The sequence below is a fragment of the Frateuria sp. genome (assembly GCF_035944355.1).
Taxonomy (GTDB): Bacteria; Pseudomonadota; Gammaproteobacteria; order Xanthomonadales; family Rhodanobacteraceae; genus Frateuria_A.
This window is the reverse complement of sequence record NZ_DASZBH010000010.1, coordinates 232,881-252,012: the sequence shown is the minus strand read 5'-3', so window position 1 is coordinate 252,012 and position 19,132 is coordinate 232,881. Positions and strand designations below refer to the sequence as shown.

Here is a 19,132-nt window from a genome sequence, read left to right as displayed (position 1 = left end):
CCGGCGGGCGTCCGGAACGCGCGGCGTACAATGGGCGATTCCTTTGCGGCAGACGCACACACCCATGGCCCTCAACGCCACCATCCACAAGGCCGAGTTGTCGATCAGCGACATGGACCGGCACTACTACGCCACCCACGCGCTGACCCTCGCGCGGCATCCGTCCGAGACCGAGGAGCGGCTGATGGTGCGGCTGCTGGCGTTCGCGCTCTATGCCGACGATCGGCTGGAATTCGGCAGGGGCCTGAGCGACGAGGACGAGCCGGCGTTGTGGCGACGCGCCTACACCGACGAGGTAGAGCAATGGATCGAGCTCGGCCAGCCGGACGAAGCGCGCATCCGCAAGGCCTGCGGGCGGGCGCGCCAGGTGGTGGTGATCAACTACGCAGGGCACGCCGCGGACGTCTGGTGGGACAAGGTCGGCGCCACGCTCGCACGCAACGACAACCTCACCGTGCTCGATCTGGACGAGGCGACCGTGCGCCAGCTGGCCGCGCTGTGCGACCGCGGCATGCGCCTGCAGTGCCTGGTGCAGGACGGCGAGCTGCAGCTGATCAGCGGCGAGACCACGCTCGCGGTGCGCCCGCGCACGCGCATGGGCGAGTACGCCGCGGCCTAGGACCGCCTCACTGGAGCGGCCTCAGGCGCGCGGCGGCCTCCCGTTGCAGCGACCGCCGTTCTTACCCGCGTCTTCAGTGAGCTCGCCCCTCCGGGGCCGGTCTTGCCGGTGCACCGGCGTTCCTGCGCCGGCAGGTCGGGCACCTTCTCCGTAAACCGGGAAGGGTCTCGCCGATACCCGCCCTGGCGGGTTTTCCCTGTTTACCGAAGTGACAGGCGGATGGGCGAAAGCGGAGCGCGCAGCCGTTCATCCCCGGCACGGGCACAGAATCGCGCAAGCCCGTATAATTGCGCGGTTAACCCTCCGAAACTTCACTTGGCGGCTTCTCCAGCGCCGCCCAGGCCTGTGCCATGTCCATCGAAAAACTGCGCAACATCGCCATCGTCGCCCACGTCGACCATGGCAAGACCACGCTCGTCGATCAGCTCCTCAAACAGTCCGGCACGCTCAGCGAGCGCACCGTGCTGGCCGAGCGCGTGATGGACTCCAACGACCAGGAAAAGGAGCGCGGCATCACCATCCTGGCCAAGAACACCGCCATCACCTGGCAGGGCAACCGCATCAACATCGTCGACACCCCCGGCCACGCCGACTTCGGCGGCGAGGTCGAGCGCGTGCTGTCGATGGTCGACACCGTGCTGATCCTGGTCGACGCGATGGACGGCCCCATGCCGCAGACCCGCTTCGTGACGCAGAAGGCGTTCGCGATGGGATTCAAGCCGATCGTGGTGATCAACAAGATCGATCGCCCCGGATCGCGCCCGGAGTGGGTCGTCGAGCAGGTGTGGGACCTGTTCGACCGCCTCGGCGCCACGCCCGAGCAGATGGACTTCCCGATCGTCTACGCCTCGGCGCTGAACGGCTATGCCTCGCTGGACGAGAACGCCCGCGAAGGCGACATGACGCCGCTGTACGAAGCGATCATGCAGCACGCGCCCAAGCCGGAAGTGGATCCGGAAGGCCCGTTCCAGATGCGCATCAGCCAGCTCGACTACAACAACTTCGTCGGCGTGATCGGCATCGGCCGCATCCAGCGCGGCACGCTGAAGAAGAACATGCCCGTCGCGGTGATCGACCGCCACGGCAAGAAGCGCCAGGGCAAGGTGCTGCAGGTGCTGGGCTTCATGGGCCTGGAGCGCATCGAGCAGGACAGCGCCGAAGCCGGCGACATCGTCGCCATCTCCGGCATCGCCGACCTGACCATTTCCGATACGGTCTGCGCGCTCGACAAGCCCGAGGCCTTGCCCGCGCTGACGGTTGACGAGCCGACCATCAGCATGACCTTCCAGGTCAACAATTCGCCGTTCGCCGGCAACAAGGATCTTTCCGGCGGCAAGTTCCTGACCAGCCGCCAGCTCAAGGACCGCCTCGAGCGCGAGCAGGTGCACAACGTGGCGCTGCGCGTCGAGCAGGGCTCGGACGCGGACAAGTTCCTGGTTTCCGGCCGCGGCGAGCTGCACCTGTCGGTGCTGATCGAGAACATGCGCCGCGAGGGCTACGAGCTGGCCGTGTCGCGCCCGGAAGTGATCATCAAGGAGATCGACGGCCAGAAGATGGAGCCGATCGAACAGCTGGTGGTCGACGTGGAAGAGATCCACCAGGGACCGGTGATGGAACGCCTCGGCATGCGCAAGGGCCAACTCAAGAACATGGAGCCCGACGGCAAGGGCCGCGTGCGCCTGGAATACATGATCCCGGCGCGCGGCCTGATCGGCTTCCAGAACCAGTTCAAGACCCTGACCCAGGGTTCGGGCCTGCTGTTCCACGTGTTCGACCATTACGGTCCCAAGGAGGAAGGCCAGATCGCCAAGCGCCAGAACGGCGTGATGATCGCCAACGCCGGCGGCACCACCCCCGCCTACTCGCTGGGGCCGCTGCAGGAACGCGGCAAGCTGTTCGCCGCCGAGGGCGACAACGTGTACGAAGGCCAGCTGGTCGGCATCCACGCCAAGGACAACGACCTGACGGTCAACGCGATCAAGCCCAAGCCGCTGACCAACATGCGCGCCTCGGGCAAGGACGATGCGATCCAGCTCACCCCCGCGATCAAGTTCTCGCTGGAGCAGGCGCTCGACTTCATCGACGACGACGAACTGGTCGAGGTGACGCCGAAGGAAATCCGCCTGCGCAAGAAGCACTTGACCGAGAACGACCGCAAGAAGGCCTCTCGCGCGGGCTGACCCCCCGGTGCGTGCCGCAGTCCACGAAAAGGCCGCCTCGGGCGGCCTTTTCGTTTCCGTGCACGCGGCGACCACGACCGTGGATGCAACGTTCCGGCGTCCGGCGCGGGGGCGCCGGCCCAGAAGGAATATCCATGGATATATCGAGCAGCCGCCCGGTGTCCTTCACCCAGGTGGGAAATGATTTGGACGCGTTGAAGAACGAAACCGAGGCCATGGCGCTGGTGCTGCGTGCGCTGGTCGAATCGCATCCGGCACCGGCCGAGCTGGTCAAGCGCTGGCGTGCGCTCAGCCACGACGCGATCGAGCAGACCCGCCCCAAGGGCTGCCATCCGGGCGTGCTGACGCGGCAGGAGAAGCTTTACCAGACCCTGCAGCGCTGGTCACACGCCGTCCACAGCGCAGAGGTGTCATAGCCAGCGCGCTAGCGGCGTACGGGCGCCCCGACATCGGAGACAGTCGCTCAGCGGCTGTCTCCCTTGGGAAAACGCACGCGCTCGGGCTGTGCGTTGAGGCGCTCCAGCATCGTGCCGGTCAGCCGCGACTTGACGCTGCCCGCCTGGCGGGGATCGACCACGTAGCGCACGATCGCGTCGATCCAGGTATTGGCGTTGACGCGGAACAGCACCGACGGCCGCTCGTTGACCTGCAATTCGTCCACCGGCGTCCTGGCGAGCACTTCGCGAAAGGTGCGCACGCGCTCGATCATCGCCTCACCCAGCTCCTCCTCGGCCGCCTCGCGCATCACCTGGGCGACGAACGCGAAGTCGCTGTCGTAGGCGACCTGGAAGTTGATCTCGTTCCAGATGTAGGGAAACACCGGCCAGGAATAGTTGTAGACCGGGCTGGTCAGCACGTTGGCGTTGGGAAACTTGACGATGCGCCCGCTGGGATGGTCGCCGGTGATGTACGAACCACCCACTTCCCACAGCGTGGTGTCCAGGTAGGTCACGTCGATCACGTCGCCGGTGGCGTCGCCGATCTGGATGCGGTCGCCCACCCGGTAGGGTTCGCGCATGAGGATGTACACCCAGCCGATGAAGCTGGTGATCGGCGTCTGCAGCGCGAAGCCGAGCACCAGCGAAATCAGCCCCAGCGAAGCCACCGCCGCGTACCAGTTGGCGAACAGCACCGACAGCACGATCAGCGCCAGCACCACGCCCATCACCAGCCGCAGGATGCGCCTGAGGTTGTAGCGCGTCACCGCGGTCTGCGCCCGCTCGATCGCGAACGCCTGCACCAGCCACGATACGGCCAGCGTCAGCACGATCGCCATGGCGCCGACGGTGGCGCGCTGGATCATGCGCAGGTAGCGGCCGAGGAAGCCGAAGAAGTCCAGCCGCAGCAGATAGAACAGCACCGCCAACGCCAGCAGCACCAGCGCGTAGATGCCCAGCCACAGCTTGTGCCCCGAGCGCACGGGGCGCTTGTGCTTGTGGTGCGTCGCCGTGCTGTTGGCCAGCGCGCGGCGCACGTCGGCGCGCCGCTCCACCCTGCGTACCGCCTTGTCGGTCATGCGATCTCCCACGACGGGCCGCGCACAGCAGACAACCGCGCCGGTCCCCGCCAGGTGAAGGCGTTGACCCTGGATGCACGCGCCGGCCGGATGATGAGCTCGCCGCCCTGGACGGGAGGGATTCCTCGGTTGCGGGTGACACCATGGTCCGTCCCGCGCGGGGCACAAAGGCCCCGAGGAGACGCGATGCCGGTCGAAACGCCCAGTTGCGAGATGCCCGACGACCAGGCGCCTCCACCCATGCACTGGCGCCGGCGCCTGCTGTGGGCGGGCCTGGGCGCGTTCACCGGGCTGGTCATCGGCCTGCTGCTGCTCAACCTGTTGCCGCAGGAGGAGCATCTGGTGCACCCGCTGGGGCCATCGGGTCCGGTGGACAGCCCGCAGTTCCGCCGCGAGATCGGCAACCTGCTGGGACCGGCGATCATCGAGGGCAACGCGATCGCCGACTTCCAGAACGGAGCGGAGATCTTCCCGGCCATGCTCGAGGCGATCCGTTCGGCGCAACGCAGCGTCGACATGGAGACCTACATCTACTGGTCGGGCGAGACCTCGCGCCAGTTCGTCGCCGCGCTGACCGAACGCGCCCGCACCGGCGTGCGGGTGCACGTGATCGCCGACTGGGTCGGTTCCTCGCGCATGCATGCGGACGTGGTCAAGGCGCTGCGTGCGGGCGGCGTGCACTTCGAGTACTTCCATCCGCTGCGCTGGTACGACGTCGACCGCTTCAACAACCGCACCCACCGCAAGCTGCTGATCGTCGACGGACGCGTGGCCTTCACCGGCGGCGTGGGCATCGCCGATGCCTGGCGCGGCCACGGCGACCGGCCGGACATCTGGCGCGACATGCAGATCCGCGTCACCGGTCCGGGCGCGGCGCAGATGCAGGCCGTGTTCGAGGACAACTGGATCACCGCCACCGGCCAGGCCCTGCTCGGCGCGGAGTATTACCCGCAGGTGGCGCCGGCCGGCGACGTCGCGGTGCAGACGGTCGCCAGCTCGCCCGAGGGCGGCAGCGAGAACATGCAGCTGATGTACCTGATGGCGATCGATGGCGCGCGCCGCACCATCGACCTTGAAGCGGCCTACTTCGTGCCCGACGGCCTGACCCTGTCCGCGCTGCAGCGCGCCCTCGCGCGCGGCGTGCGCATCCGCCTGGTCGTGCCCGGCCCCTACGTCGACAGCGAGCTGATCAGCCATGCCTCGCAGAACAGCTGGGGGCAGATGCTGCGCGCGGGCGCGAAGATCTACCGCTTCCAGCCGGCGATGTTCCACAACAAGCTGATGGTGGTGGACGGCTACCTCACCATCGCCGGCTCGGCCAACTTCGACAACCGCTCCTTCTCGCTCAACGATGAATCGAACATCAACGTGTACGACCATGCCTTCGCCGCGCACATGGCAGGGGTGATCGAGCGCGACATTTCCCGATCCAGGGAACTCACCCTGGAGCAATGGCGCCACCGTCCGTGGACGCGCCGCGTGCTGGACTGGCTCTCCGCGCTCGGCCAGGCGCAGTACTAGGCCCCACCAGAAACGTCCCGACCAGGACCGTCCCGACCAGGAATGCCCATGCCTCCCCGCAAGCCGCTCAAGGTCGCCACCTTCAACATCAACGGCGTGCGCACACGCCTGGCCTCGCTGTTGGCCTGGCTGGAGCGGGAGCAACCCGACGTCGCCTGCCTGCAGGAGCTGAAGGCGCCGGACGAGGCCTTTCCCATCGAGGCGATCCGCGACGCCGGCTACGGCGCGATCTGGCATGGCCAGCGCTCGTGGAACGGCGTCGCCATCCTGGCGCGCGGCGCGCAGCCGCTGGAAAGCCGCCGCGGCCTGCCGGGCGATCCCAAGGACACGCAGAGCCGCTACCTGGAAGCGGCGGCGCACGGGCTCATCGTCGGCTGCCTGTACCTGCCCAACGGCAACCCGCAGCCCGGCCCCAAGTTCGACTACAAGCTGGCCTGGTTCGACCGCTTCATCGATTACGCGCAAGGCCTGGTGGGCAGCGAACACCCGGTGGTGCTGGCCGGCGACTACAACGTGGTGCCCACCGACGAGGACATCTACAACCCGCGCTCCTGGCGTCGCGATGCGCTGCTGCAACCGCAGAGCCGCGAGCGTTACGCCCACATGCTGGCACGGGGCTGGACCGATGCGTTGCGGCAGCGGTACGGCGAGGAGCGGGTGTACACCTTCTGGGACTACTTCCGCCAGCACTGGGAGCGCGACTCGGGCCTGCGCATCGACCACCTGCTGCTCAACCGCGCGCTGGCGCCCAGGCTCAAGGACGCCGGCGTGGACCGCTGGGTGCGCGCCCTGCCGCATCCGAGCGACCACGCGCCGACCTGGGTCACGCTGGGCCGCAGCGCGTCCCGCTGAACGCGGATGCCCGCGGGCTGCATCGCCCGTGACCGGTTGGGGAAAACCAGGCTCGCCCGTCCTTGTCGTGGCGGCCTCGTCGTGGCTGCCGCCCGCCGGTCGCAGGCGGCGGGGGCTATCTTCGCGCCGCTGGGCGATGGCAGAGTGGCCCGGCCTTCCGCACTCCCGGGGAATCCATGCGCCTCCTGCCCTGCCTCGCCGGCTTCGCGCTCGCCGCCACCTGCCTGGCCAGCCATGCCGCCGATACACTCGCCGCGAGCGCCTACGCCCGCGATCCCGCCCAGCCGGTCGACCCGGCCTATACCGCGCAGATCGGCAAGTTCACCACCGATCCGAAGTTCAACTCCCCGCTCACCGATTACCTGCCCGCTTCGCCCAGGGTGCCGACGCCGCTCAAGGTACTGGGCCACATCGCCGGCGCGGCGGACTGGCTGCCCTACTCGGCCGACGTCTACCGCTACTTCCGCGCGCTGGCGGCGGCCAGCCCGCGCGTGAAGGTGTTCTCCATCGGCAAGACCGAGGAGGGCCGGGAGATGATCGCCGTGGCGGTCGCCGACGAAGCCCTGCTCGCCGACCTTAAGGCCAACGACGCGCGCCTGGCGCAACTGGCCGACCCGCGCACCATCGGCATGGACGATGGCAAGGCCGACGCTCTGATCGCGCAGGCCACGCCGGTCTACTACCTCACCGGCACCATCCACTCCACCGAGACCGGCGCGCCCACCGCGCTGATGGAGGTGGCCTACCGCCTGGCGGTGGACGATGCGCCGTACATCAGGAATATCCGCTCGCACGTGATCACCCTGATCACGCCGATCGTCGAGGTGGACGGTCGCGACCGCATGGTCGACCTCTACAACTGGCATAAGGCGCATCCAGACCAGGCCTACCCGCGCCTGCTCTACTGGGGCCACTACGTCGCGCACGACAACAACCGCGACGCCATGGGCATGACCCTCGCGCTCACCCGCAACGTGGCCGATACCTACATCGGCTGGCACGCGCAGGTGCTGCACGACCTGCACGAGTCGGTGCCCTTCCTGTACGACAACACGGTCGGCGACGGCCCCTACAACGCCTGGATCGACCCGATCCTCACCGGCGAATGGCAGCAGCTGGGCTGGGACAACGTGCAGAAGATGACCCAGCTGGGCATGCCCGGCGTGTTCACCCACGGCGACTTCGACACCTGGAGTCCTGGCTACCTGATGTTCATCGCCGCCATGCACAACGGCATCAGCCGTCTGTACGAGACCTTCGGCAATGACGGCGCCGACACGCGCAAGCGCATCCTCGATCCGTCCGAATACGAGCGCACCTGGTACCGGCCCAACCCGCCGCTGCCCGAGGTGACCTGGTCGCAGCGCGACAACAACAACTACGAGCAGACCGGCGTGCTCACCGCGCTGGACTATTTCGCGCACAACGGCCAGGCCTTCCTGAAGAACTTCTACCTGAAGGCCAAGCGTTCGATCCAGAAGCCGGCCGAAGCCGGCCCCGCGGCCTACGTACTGCCCGCCGATGAGAAACGCGCCGGCGCCCAGGCCCAGCTGCTGCGCGTGATGCAGCGCCAGCACGTGGAGATCAGCCGCGCCAGCGCCCCCATCAGCGTCCAGCTGCCCACGACCGGTGAGGACAAGCAGCCGCGCACGCGCCGGTTTCCCGCGGGCAGCTACGTGATCCGCATGGACCAGCCCTACTCGCGCATCGCCGACACGCTGCTGGACCGCCAGTACTGGTCGCCCAAGGACCCGCAGCAGCATCCCTACGACGATACCGGCTGGTCGATGGGCGACCTGTTCGACGTGGAGGTGGTGCGCGTCACCAGCCAGGACGTGCTGAAGGCGCCGATGGCCAGGCTGGAGAAGCCGGTGGAGGTGCCGGCGGGGCTGCCCGGCGTCGATGCGGCGGCGGCCCGGATGCCGCGCATCGCGCTGATGCACACCTGGCTGGACACCCAGACCGAAGGCTGGTGGCGCATGGCGCTGGACCAGCTGGGCGTGCACTACGACTACATCAGCACGCAGGACGTGGCGCACATGGGCGACCTGCGGAACAGGTACGACGCCATTCTGTTCGCCCCGATCGGCGGCACCAGCACGCGCATGATCGTCGACGGCCTGCCGATGTGGGGCAAGCCGCAGCCGTGGCAGACCACCGCGCTCACGCCCAACCTGGGCCACATCGACAGCACGCCGGACATCCGCCCGGGGCTGGGCGAGGCGGGCCTGGCCAACCTCAGGCGCTTCGTGCACGAAGGCGGCCTGCTGGTCGCCGCCGAGGACACCGCCCGCTTCGCCATCGACGCAGGGCTCGCGCCGGGCGTATTCGTCACCCGCACCGCCAAGCTCAAGGTGGTCGGCAGCGTGCTGCAGGCGGACTTCGTCGACCACGCCAGCCCGGTGGCCGCCGGCTATGACGAGCACCTTGCGTTGTACAGCGCGGACGGGCAGTCCTTCACCGTGTCCAACCTGCTGACCGGCGACCGCGGCCTGCCCCGTGCCGGCGATGCCGAGCGCCCCACCGGCCGCGGCGGCCCGCACGATCAGGACGTGCCCGAAGGCCGCCCCTTCACCGCACCGCCGGCCCTGCCCGATACCAAGCCATGGCAGGCGATGCCGCTCAACGTCGACCAGGCCTACAACAACCCCTGGGTGATCCCGCAGGAACAGCGCCCGCGGGTGATCCTGCGCTTCGCCGACGCCAAGCGCCTGCTGGTCTCCGGGCTGCTCGACGGCGGCGGCGAGATGGCCGAGCATGCCGCGGTAGTGGATGCGCGTTACGGCAAGGGCCACGTGCTGCTGTTCGCCGGCAACCCGATCTGGCGCGGCGAGACGCTGGGAAGCTATCCACTGGTGCTCAACGCACTGACCCACTTCGACCGGCTGGATCACTGAGCGCGTAGAAAGCTGATCGCGGGCGCAGTGGAGGGGCCAGGCCACCGCACCCGCCTCGCTGCGCGGCCCCACCGAGCGCGCCCGGGCCCGCTGAACACCCGCCGCCGGGCTCACGGGTTTTTCATCAACCATTGCCGTTCGCCCTCCAAGACTCGGGCGCACCCTCCGACGGAGAACGGCCATGAAGAAGCTTGCAACGACTTTCGCGCTCGCCTTGGCTCTGGGTGCGTCCGGCGTCGTGCTGGCGCAGCAGTCGATGACCGAGGCCCGCGTGCGCGAGACGCTGATCCACCAGGGCTACACCAAGATCGATGACGTGAAGTTCGACGACGGCCTGTGGCACGCGAAGGCGCGCAGTGCGGACGGCAGCCACGTGAAGCTGCGCATCGATCCCAAGACCGGCCAGGTGTATCCGGACAAGGAGGTTTCGCACCTGAGCGAGGACGACGTCCGCGCCGCGCTGGCCACCCAGGGCTACACCCACGTGCACGATGTCGACTTCGACGACGGCCTGTGGAAGGCCAAGGCGCATGACAAGAACGACCATCGCGTCAAGGTGACCGTCGACCCCTCCAGCGGGCGGGTCATCGACAGCGACGATTAGCGCTCAGCGCGCGGGCGCGCCCGCGGCGGGGCCGAGCGCCCCGTCCGGGGGTGACGCCGTGCGGAACTGCTGGCGCCAGCGCAGCGCCCCCAGCACCAGCAGTGCCACCAGCAGCAGGATCAGTCCGAGCCGGCGCTTGCCTCTCATCGATGCGCTCCAAAGGTGCGACCCACGCTACCAGCGCCTCCGTCGCGTCCGCGTGCGCGCGGCGCGCTCGCCGCCGGATCAGGCGAGCGGCCAGCGCCCCAGCACGCGGTACTCGGTTCGCCCGAGCAGACTGTGGATGAGCAGGAATTCGCCCGCCGTCCACTCCAGTGGTTCGACCGGCTGCGTCGGGACCGTCCGCGCGTCGTAGAGCAGCGTCACGTGCGGCACGAAGGCACGCTCCCGCCGCCCCAGGCCTGCCGCCGCCAGCCGCTCGCCCAGGGCCGAATGCAGGCCGCGCAGGCCGGCCGCGTCGTCCGCGCCGAGCAGCACGAATGGATGCTTGCCGGAACGGCCGGCGAAGCTGCCCACCCGATCGAAGCGCGCCTGGAAGGCCGCCATCGCCACGGCCGCCGCGGCCGCGCGCGCCGCCTCGACCCGTTGCTGCGGCAGGCCGGCGAAGTCGCCCAGGTGGTGCAGCGTCACGTGCAGATGCGCCGTGGGCCGTGGCCGGCCATGCAGCGCCAAGCGCCCGCGTAGTTCCTGCGCGAGCGCGGCCAGCCGCGTTGCCACCGACGGGGGCGGCATCACCGCGAAGAACAGCCGGTCGGTCGGATGCGGCGCGGCGAAGCCGGCCAGCGAGGACTGGTGGTGGTCCGAAGGCATGGGGATCTCGCTGCCGGGGGGGCGCCATTCTAGGCGAGCATGCGGCGATGGTTCCGGTACGTGCGCTCCGCTCACTTGCCGGGACGATAATGCGGCCCTTCATCCGACCGAGTGCCCACCATGCCCAAGATCGATCCTTCCGCCATCCCCGAGCGCCGCGGCTCGAGCTATCCGGCCCCTTATGGCGAGGCTTCCCGGCAGCGCGTCAAAAAGGCGTTGGGCGACGCCGGCGGCCTGAGCGACTTCGGCGTCAACCTGACCCGCCTGCCGCCGGGCTGCTGGTCCAGCCAGCGCCACTGGCACACGCACGAGGACGAGTTCGTCTACGTGCTGTCCGGTGAGCTGGTGCTCGTCACCGACGAGGGCGAGCAGCCGCTGCGCGCGGGCGAATGCGCCGCGTTTCCCAAGAACGTGGCCAACGGCCACCACCTGGTCAATCGCAGCGGCGAGACCGCCGTGGTGCTGGAAATCGGCACGCGCTCGGACCAGGATGCCTGCGACTATCCCGACATCGACCTGCACGTCGCCCACCGGCAGGGCTTTACCCACAAGGACGGCACGCCATACTAGGCGAACCGTACGATGCGGCGCATCGCGCTTCCCTGCCCTGGCTCAGCCATGGGCCACCGCAGGGGGATTGCGGAGAGCCGGGGTACCACCACCGGCGAGGGAAGCGCGATGCGCCGACGGACCAGAGCTTGCCCGCGCCATCGTGAAGGCACCGGCGAGAAAGCGCGCAGCGCGCGTCACTTGTCGCGCACCGCTTCGACCTGGATGCGCAACGCCACCTGCATGTCGAAGCCGTAGTCCTTCCCCGCGTCCAGGCCGAACGCGCGGCGGTCGAAGCTGCCCAGCGCGTCGGCGCCGCACCAGTCGCGCTTGTACAGCGGATGCGGCACGCACTTGAAGTGGTCGATGCGCAAGGCCAGCGGCAGGGTGACGCCATGCAGGCTCAGCGTGCCTTCCACCCGCGTCGGCGCGCCGTCCACGAAGCCGGCCAGCCGGCCCTTGTAGACCGCGCGCGGGTAGTGCGCCGTGTCGAAGAAATCCTTGCCGCGCGCCCAGGCATTGAGCGGTTCGTGCCCGAAGTCGATGCTGTCCAGCGCCATGCTCACCTCCACCGCGCCGCTGCCGCCGGCCTTGTCCAGTTCGACCCAGCCCTCGCTGCGGTCGAGCTTGCCGCGCCAGGTGGAGAGGCCCATGTGGTCGGCCTCGAAGCTCGGATAGGTGTGCGCCGGATCGAGCGTGTAGCGCACCGACGCGGCGCCGGCGGCGAAAGGCAGCAGCGACACGGCGAGCGGCAGGAGACAGGAGCGGACGATATGCATAGCGGTTTCCTCAGTCGGGCGCCGGCGGCGCCCTCATCCAGGCGTCGTACGGGAGCGACGCAGATCGACAATCCCCGCCTGCGTCCGTTGTCCTCGGAAAAAAACCTTCCGCGTCAGCTTTTTACGGGCAAAGCATGCTGCCATGATGCCGGAGCGGTCGACCAGGGAGCCTTCCATGGTTCAGAGCACGCGCCACGCATCCTCCTGGCCGACCGGCCTGGGCGAGATGGGCGAGTGCATCCGCCGGCACGACTGGTCCGCGACCGCGCTCGGCCCCATCGCCGGATGGCCGCCGCACCTGCGCACAGCGATCGACATCTGCCTGGCCTCGCCGACGCCCACCGCCGTCCTGTGGGGCGAACAGCGGCTTCAGCTCTACAACGACGCTTATCGCGCGCTGTCGGAGGACCGGCATCCGGCAATGCTCGGGCGTCCGGTGCTGGAGGGCTGGCCCGGCGCCGCCGACCTGCTCGGTCCGGTGCTCGACCGCGTGCTGGCAAGCGGCGAACCCACACTGGCGGAAGACTGGCCGGTACGGCTGCCCGGCCCCACCGGCGTGCCGGAGGAACGCTTCTTCACTGTCACCTTTTCGGCCATCCGCGACCGCTATGGGCTGGTGGCGGGCATATGGCACACGGCCGTCGAGAACACCACGCGGCAGCGCACTGAAGGGCAGCTGCACGAACTGATCCACGACGCCAGGCTCGGCTCGGACTTTCGCGCGTTGTTCCAGGCAGCGCCCGCTCCGTTGCTGCTGCTCGCACCGCCGGATTTCACCGTGGTGGCCGCCAATGACGCCTCGCTGCGTGCGCGGGCCGGCAGCCACGCCCACCTGCTGGGGCATCCGGTGTTCGACCTGTTCGCCGGGTCGCCCAACCGCCTGGCCGTGGAAAGCCAGTTGCGCGCCTCGCTCGACCGGGTGTTGGCCCACCGCATGCCCGACACCGTGCCGGCGGCGATCCGCGACGGTCCAGCCGGAGGTCACGGCCTGCGCTGGTGGACGTACATCAACTCGCCCGTGCTCGATCCGCAAGGCGAGGTCGCGCTGATCATCCACCGCGCCGAGGACGTGACCGAACTGCTGCAATTGCGCAGCGCCGGCGAAGCGCAGGCGCAGCTGGACCGCGAGCACCGGGCGCTGATGGCACGGCTGCGCGAAGCCAGCGATGCGACCCTGGCCCACGAGCAGGCAACCCCCCCGTCCCTCGCTGCGCTGCTGGACGCCATTTCCGACCATGTCTACGCGTTCGACGCCGGTCATCGCCTTACCTACGTCAACCGCGCGATGCGGCAGCTGCTCGGCCTGACCACGGACGATCCGCTGGGCAAGACGCTCGATCAACTCGGCTATCCCCCCGGCCTCGCCCGCCGGCTCGACCGACACCTGTCGCGCATCTTCGACACCGGCGAGGCGATCGAGGACGAGATCCGCTTCACCAGTCCCGGCGGCGTGCGCGCCTATTTCCAGTTCATCTGGGGTCCTGTGCACGACCGCGAGGGGCGCATCGCGCAGGTCGCCGGTGTCTCGCGCGACACCAGCGAGCGCCGCCGCATGGAGGAGCGGCTGCGCCTGGGCGAGGCGCGCCAGTCCTTCCTGCTGCAATTGGACGACCGCGTGCGCGACCTCAACGATGCCGCGCTGACCGTGGCCACGGTCAGCGACATGGTCGGCCGCCACCTGGGCGTGGGCCGCTGCGGCTACGGTGAAGTGACCCGATGCGGCCAGTATTTCCAGGTCGAACGCGACTGGACCGACGGCGTCATGGCCAGCCTGGCGGGCCAGACGCGGCTGGCCGACTTCGGCACCGGCGTGCTGGCCCAGTACCGCGCCGGCCAGACCGTGGTGATCGACGATACGCAGGAGGACGCGCGCACGCGCGGCGCCGAACATGCCTACGCCGGGGCCGGCCACACCCGCGCGGGCATCGGCGTGCCGCTGTTCAAGGGCGGCCGTTTCGTCGCCGCGTTCTACGTGCACCAGACGCGGCCGCGGCACTGGCGCGACGAGGAGGTGGCGCTGGTCGGCGCGGTCGCCGAGCGCACCTGGGCAGCCGTGGCCCGGGCGCGGGCCGAGCACGCCCTGCGCGAGAGCGAACGGCGTTATCGGGCGCTGTTTGACGCCATCGACGAGGGTTTCTGCCTGCTCGAGAAGGTGGACACCGCGCCCGGGGTGCCCTCGGACTATTGCTATCTGGCCACCAATCCGGCGTTCGTGACGCACACCGGCGCCGGCGGGGTGGTCGGCCGCAGCATGCGCGAGGTGTTCCCCGAGCTGCCGCGGTTCTGGTACGACACCTTCGACAGCGTGATCGGCACCGGCGAGGCCTTCCGCTTCGAGCAGGGGCTGGTGACCCACGGCCGCGTGTTCGACGTCTACGCCGGCCGGCTGGACGACGGCACGCGCCGGCGCGTAGCGGTGATCTTCAACGACATCACCGAGCACAAGCGCCACGATGAACACCAGCGGCTGCTGCTCAACGAGCTCAATCACCGTGTCAAGAACACCCTGGCGACGGTGCAGTCGATGGCGATGCAGAGCTTCCGCGCGGGCACCGATCCGGACGACGCGCGCCAGCAGTTCGAGGGCCGGCTGTTGGCGCTGTCGCGGGCCCACGACATCCTCACCCGCGAAAGCTGGGGCGGCGCAGCGCTGGGAGACATCGTGCGGGAGGCCATCGCACCCTATCGCGACGATCGGCATGACCGGCTGCACGTGCATGGTCCGGCCGCGTGGCTGCCGCCGCGGCATGCGCTGGCCTTCGCCATGGTGCTGCACGAGCTGTGCACCAACGCGGTCAAGTACGGCGCGCTGTCGGGGGCGGAAGGCGAGGTGGCGATCGAGTGGAGCATAGAGGGGAGTTTGCTGCGCCTGCTCTGGACCGAGTCCGGCGGTCCGGCGGTGGTGCCTCCGGCGCGCCGCGGCTTCGGTTCGCGGCTGATCGAGCGCGGGCTGCGCCACGAGATCGGCGGCCGGGTGGAGCTGGCGTTCGCCCCGGGCGGCGTGACCTGCACCATCGAGGCCCCGCTCGGCGATGCGCTGGGCCGGGACCGGGACGCGGCGAGGGGTAGCAGCGCCGTGTGAGCGAACAGGCGGGCGCAGGCCCGCCACGCCCGGTCGTGGCGCCTGCTGTGCGCACCCTTGCGGTTGGGCTATCGTGCGAAGGTAGCCCATGCATGCGAGGGGGGCACCGTGGTTGAGGCATGGCCCATCACATTCGGTTATTACACTGCCGCCTTGCTCGCCGCGGCGGGCATCGCACTCGCCTCAGGCACGCAGTTCGCCGTCATCGGCCTGTGGCGCCGCCGCGAGGCGATGTACCTCTCCTACGCCATGCTGTGCCTGTGCATCGCCACCCTCGCGTTCGCCAACGCGCTGCTGCATACGGCCACGCGGGTAGAGGTGGCCACCGCCGCCCTGCGCACCATGATCAGCGCGGCGGCCATCTCCTTCCTGCCCTTCGTGGTGTTCATCCGCGCCTATACCGGCGGCCCGGCGCAGCGGCGGCTGCAGATCGCCGTCGGCGCCGTGGCGGGATTCTTCACCTGGCTCAACCTCGACCTTCCCGGCACCTTGTTCTTCGTACGGGTGACGCCCGGCACCGGCATCACGCTGCCGTGGGGCGAGCGGCTGTATGACTTGGCCGGCACCGCCTCGACCTGGGGCCTGGTCTTCCACGTCCTGACTTACCTCGCCTTCCTGTGGGCGCTGTGGTGCGCGGTGGCGCAGGCGCGCGCGGGCGAGCGGCTGCGCGGCATGCTGCTGGCGGTCTGCCTGCTGGCGCAGTTCGCCGCCCTGCTCTGGGGCGACGTCATGATCGACGCGCTCGGCCACCGCTACCCCTACCTGGATGCCTTCTCGTTCCTGCCGTTCGTGCTGCTGATGGGCCTCTCGCTGGCCGCGCAGCTGCACCAGCGTACGGTGCAACTGGAACAGACCACGCTGCGGCTGGAGGCCGAGGCGCACACCCGCCGCGAGGCCGAGTTCAGCCTGCGCCACGTCGCCTACCATGACAGCCTCACCGGCCTGCCCAACCGGCTGCGCGCGCTCGATCACCTGGCCGAGCTGCACGCCGAGGCGGCGGCCCGCGGCCAGCACGGGGCCGTGCTGCTGATCGACCTGGACAATTTCAAAACGATCAACGACGCGCTCGGCCATCCCGTGGGCGACCGCATGCTGGAGGCGATCGCCGATCGCCTGCTCGCCGCGGCGCCCGCCGACGCGATGCTTGCGCGGCTGGGCGGCGACGAGTTCGTGCTGGTGCTGGGTCGGCTGGCCGTCGCGGCCGAAGCGGCCCAGGCACAGGCGCAGCAGGCGGCCGAGCGCATGGTCGCGCGGCTGGCCGAGCCGGTGGCGGTGGACAGCCGCATCCTGGCCGTGGGCGCGAGCGTGGGCGTGGCGCTGTTCCCGGCAGGCGAGGAGGGCGTGGCCGACCTGCTGCGCCGCGCCGACATCGCGCTGTACCGGGCCAAGGCCGCCGGCCGCAACACCGTGCGGCTGTTCCTCGCACCGATGCAGCAGGAGGCCGACACCCGCCTGGCGCTGGAGCGCGGCCTGCGTACCGCGCTGGAGCAGCAACGCATGCCCGCGCAGTTCGCGCTGCACTTCCAGCCGCAGGTCAATCGCCGCGGCGATCTGCTCGGCGCCGAGGCGCTGCTGCGCTGGCACCACCCGCAACTGGGCGAACTGTCGCCCGCGGTGTTCATCCCGCTGGCCGAGGAGACCGGCCTGATCCACGCGCTGGGCGCCTGGGTGATCGGCGAGGCTTGCGCGCACATCCGCAGCTGGGACCGCGATGGCGTGGGCTTCGGCGGCCGGCTGGGGGTGAACGTGAGCGCGCGGCAACTCAACCATCCACACTTCGCCGCGCAGCTCGAGGCACAGGTGCGCGCCGCCGGCATCGAGCCGTCGCGGCTGACCCTGGAACTGACCGAAAGCGCCCTGCTGCAGGATTTCGACCATGCCCTGGACACCCTTCGCCAGCTCGCCAACACGGGCTTCTGCCTCGCGCTCGACGATTTCGGCACCGGCTATTCGTCGCTGAGCTACCTGCAGCGGCTGCCGCTGGACGTGCTCAAGGTCGACCGCGCCTTCGTCAGCGAACTGCACCCCAACGCCGCCAACCCGCTGGCCGGATTCATCATCGACGTGGCGCACCGGCTGGGCATCGCCGCGGTGGCCGAGGGCGTGGAGACCGTGCCGCAGCGGCTGGCCCTCGAACGCCTCGGCTGCGACGGCCTGCAGGGCTACCTGATCTGCCGTCCGATGGAGGAATCCGGCTTCCGCCAGTGGCTGGCCGAGCACCACCAGGCGCGCACGCTGCCGCAGGCGCAACGCCATACGCCGGACGCCGCGGAGGATGGTCCGCCGGCACCGGACAGTTCCTCGCTCGACTGGAACTAGGCCAGCTCGGGACCGGCCGGTCCCTGCCGCTCGGCGAGCTTGCAGGCGTACATGGCGCGGTCGGCGGCGGCGTACAGGCGGGTCTCGTCGGTGCCGTCCTCCGGATACATCGCCAGGCCGATGCTCGCGCCGATGGACAGCCGGTGTCCCTGGAACTGCAGGCTCGCCTCGAAGGCACGCGCCAGACGATCGGCACGCGCCTGCGCGGCCGCGCGGTCGGCCACATCGGGCAGGATCGCGGCGAACTCATCGCCGCCCAGGCGCGCCAGCGTGTCGCCCACGCGGATTCCTTGCTGCAGCCGCTGCGCCACGAAATGCAGCAGCGCGTCGCCGGCCGCATGACCCAGCGTGTCGTTGATGCGCTTGAAGTCGTCGAGGTCGATCACCAGCATTGCGACGCGCCCGCCGCCATCGCGCGCGCGCTTGAGCGCATGTTCGAGCCGACGCGCGAACACCCGCCGGTTGGGCAAGCCGGTGAGCGCATCATGCTGGGAAGCGTGCTCGGCGTGGCCGATCTGTTCCTCCAGCAGGGTGAAGATCATGCCGGTGGCCACCAGGAACTTGGGCAGGTTCCAGGCCTCGCTCTCGATGCCCCAGCCGCCCAGCCACGGATCGAGCGCCGCGGAAACCGGAAACACGGCCGCCCAGGCGATGAAACTCACCGTAGTGAACACCACGCCCACCGAAGGCGCGAGCGCGCCGCGGTAGAAGCAGAACGCCACGGCCAGGTAGTGCCAGAACAGCATCCAGTTGAGCGCGTCGTCGATCGCGCCCCGCCATGCGAACCAGGCCTGCAGGGCGTAGAAGCCCACCAGTGCCGGCATGAGCCAGGCCGGCCGGCGCCGATCGCGGCGCACCACCCACATGGTCGAAGCCAGGCCCAGCGCCGTGCATGCCAGGTAGGCCATGGGCGCCTGGGCGCCGTAGGAGGCGAGCACGAAAAAGGCCACGTCCGGCGCCGCCGCCAGCAGCGTGACGGAGAGGTCCCGCCACCACGCCGAGCGCGTGTCGGAGCCGGCCCAGATGAAGGCGACGCTGGTCAGCAGCAGCATCGACAGCGAAACCGCCAGCGCGGCGTCCGCCGTCGCGCCCCGGCCGAGGTTGCGCTCGGCCAGCTGCGCGACGATGTGGACCAGGATCATCGCCCAGCCGACCAGCCAGTAGCGCAGCCGCGTCTGCCGGGTGCGCTTGAGCAACGAGCCGAACACCAGCACGAGCCCGCCGATGGCCAGGAAATCGGGAATTACGGACAGGTTCAAGCGCTTCTCTCCGCACCGGCCACGGCGCGTCCGGCAAATAGGGCTGCCCGTCGCTTATCGGCCATGCCGCCTGGAGCTTGAATGGGCCTTGCGCGGCGTGCCGCCGGGCCGACAAGCGTCCCCATGCGCGCGCGGATGCTGCAGG

At 69.5% G+C, this 19,132-nt stretch carries 15 protein-coding genes; 10 read left to right on the top strand and 5 right to left on the bottom strand.

The window, feature by feature from the left end:
• Positions 1-64 precede the first annotated feature (64 nt).
• From VGU03_RS08520 to VGU03_RS08510, 3 genes are all read left to right on the top strand, one after another.
• Complete coding sequence (locus VGU03_RS08520; RefSeq protein WP_327479958.1) at positions 65-619, top strand: YaeQ family protein; 555 nt, start codon at positions 65-67, stop codon at positions 617-619.
• Positions 620-969: 350 nt separating this feature from the next.
• On the top strand, positions 970-2,799 hold the full coding sequence (gene typA / locus VGU03_RS08515) for a translational GTPase TypA (protein ID WP_327479957.1): 1,830 nt from the start codon (positions 970-972) through the stop codon (positions 2,797-2,799).
• A gap of 134 nt (positions 2,800-2,933) precedes the next feature.
• A complete protein-coding gene (locus tag VGU03_RS08510) occupies positions 2,934-3,215 on the top strand; it encodes a hypothetical protein (RefSeq protein WP_327479956.1) in 282 nt (93 codons plus the stop codon).
• A gap of 47 nt (positions 3,216-3,262) precedes the next feature.
• Here the strand turns inward: VGU03_RS08510 and VGU03_RS08505 are convergent, their stop codons facing one another.
• Positions 3,263-4,315: a mechanosensitive ion channel family protein gene (locus VGU03_RS08505; protein ID WP_327479955.1), complete on the bottom strand. Its 1,053-nt coding sequence runs from the start codon at positions 4,313-4,315 to the stop codon at positions 3,263-3,265.
• A gap of 240 nt (positions 4,316-4,555) precedes the next feature.
• Here VGU03_RS08505 and VGU03_RS08500 point away from each other — a divergent pair, with 240 nt between their 5' ends.
• The 4 genes from VGU03_RS08500 (at position 4,556) to VGU03_RS08485 (ending at position 10,189) form a co-directional block, all read left to right on the top strand.
• Positions 4,556-5,836 carry a phospholipase D-like domain-containing protein gene (locus VGU03_RS08500; protein WP_414655953.1) on the top strand — a complete coding sequence of 427 codons (1,281 nt, stop codon included), beginning with the start codon at positions 4,556-4,558 and terminating at the stop codon, positions 5,834-5,836.
• A 48-nt stretch (positions 5,837-5,884) separates the two neighbouring features.
• Positions 5,885-6,688, top strand: a complete 804-nt coding sequence (xth, locus tag VGU03_RS08495) for an exodeoxyribonuclease III (RefSeq protein ID WP_327479953.1) — start codon at positions 5,885-5,887, stop codon at positions 6,686-6,688.
• A 176-nt stretch (positions 6,689-6,864) separates the two neighbouring features.
• Positions 6,865-9,585 (top strand): M14 family zinc carboxypeptidase, encoded by a 2,721-nt coding sequence (locus VGU03_RS08490; RefSeq protein WP_327479952.1) that lies wholly within the window; start codon positions 6,865-6,867, stop codon positions 9,583-9,585.
• 181 nt (positions 9,586-9,766) lie between these two features.
• Positions 9,767-10,189 (top strand): PepSY domain-containing protein, encoded by a 423-nt coding sequence (locus VGU03_RS08485; protein ID WP_327479951.1) that lies wholly within the window; start codon positions 9,767-9,769, stop codon positions 10,187-10,189.
• A 3-nt stretch (positions 10,190-10,192) separates the two neighbouring features.
• Here VGU03_RS08485 and VGU03_RS08480 read toward each other — a convergent pair whose 3' ends face one another.
• Both VGU03_RS08480 and thpR read right to left on the bottom strand, forming a co-directional pair.
• Positions 10,193-10,336, bottom strand: coding sequence for a hypothetical protein (locus tag VGU03_RS08480; protein ID WP_327479950.1), 144 nt, complete (start codon positions 10,334-10,336; stop codon positions 10,193-10,195).
• 78 nt (positions 10,337-10,414) lie between these two features.
• Positions 10,415-10,999, bottom strand: a complete 585-nt coding sequence (gene thpR, locus VGU03_RS08475; protein ID WP_327479949.1) for an RNA 2',3'-cyclic phosphodiesterase — start codon at positions 10,997-10,999, stop codon at positions 10,415-10,417.
• A gap of 120 nt (positions 11,000-11,119) precedes the next feature.
• Here thpR and VGU03_RS08470 point away from each other — a divergent pair, with 120 nt between their 5' ends.
• A complete protein-coding gene (locus tag VGU03_RS08470; RefSeq protein WP_327479948.1) occupies positions 11,120-11,569 on the top strand; it encodes a cupin domain-containing protein in 450 nt (149 codons plus the stop codon).
• Between the two features lie 176 nt (positions 11,570-11,745).
• On the opposite strand, the gene VGU03_RS08465 is transcribed toward VGU03_RS08470, so the two are convergent.
• Positions 11,746-12,327 (bottom strand): YceI family protein, encoded by a 582-nt coding sequence (locus VGU03_RS08465; protein WP_327479947.1) that lies wholly within the window; start codon positions 12,325-12,327, stop codon positions 11,746-11,748.
• Between the two features lie 175 nt (positions 12,328-12,502).
• Between VGU03_RS08465 and VGU03_RS08460 the strand changes: the two genes are divergently transcribed.
• Together VGU03_RS08460 and VGU03_RS08455 are read left to right on the top strand one after the other, a co-directional pair.
• Entirely contained in the window at positions 12,503-15,409 is a 2,907-nt protein-coding gene (locus VGU03_RS08460; RefSeq protein WP_327479946.1) for a PAS domain-containing protein, read from the top strand.
• Positions 15,410-15,517: 108 nt separating this feature from the next.
• Positions 15,518-17,728 carry a putative bifunctional diguanylate cyclase/phosphodiesterase gene (locus tag VGU03_RS08455; RefSeq protein WP_327479945.1) on the top strand — a complete coding sequence of 737 codons (2,211 nt, stop codon included), beginning with the start codon at positions 15,518-15,520 and terminating at the stop codon, positions 17,726-17,728.
• Here VGU03_RS08455 and VGU03_RS08450 read toward each other — a convergent pair.
• Complete coding sequence (locus tag VGU03_RS08450; RefSeq protein ID WP_327479944.1) at positions 17,725-18,987, bottom strand: GGDEF domain-containing protein; 1,263 nt, start codon at positions 18,985-18,987, stop codon at positions 17,725-17,727. The genes VGU03_RS08455 and VGU03_RS08450 overlap by 4 nt on opposite strands.
• Positions 18,988-19,132 lie beyond the last annotated feature (145 nt).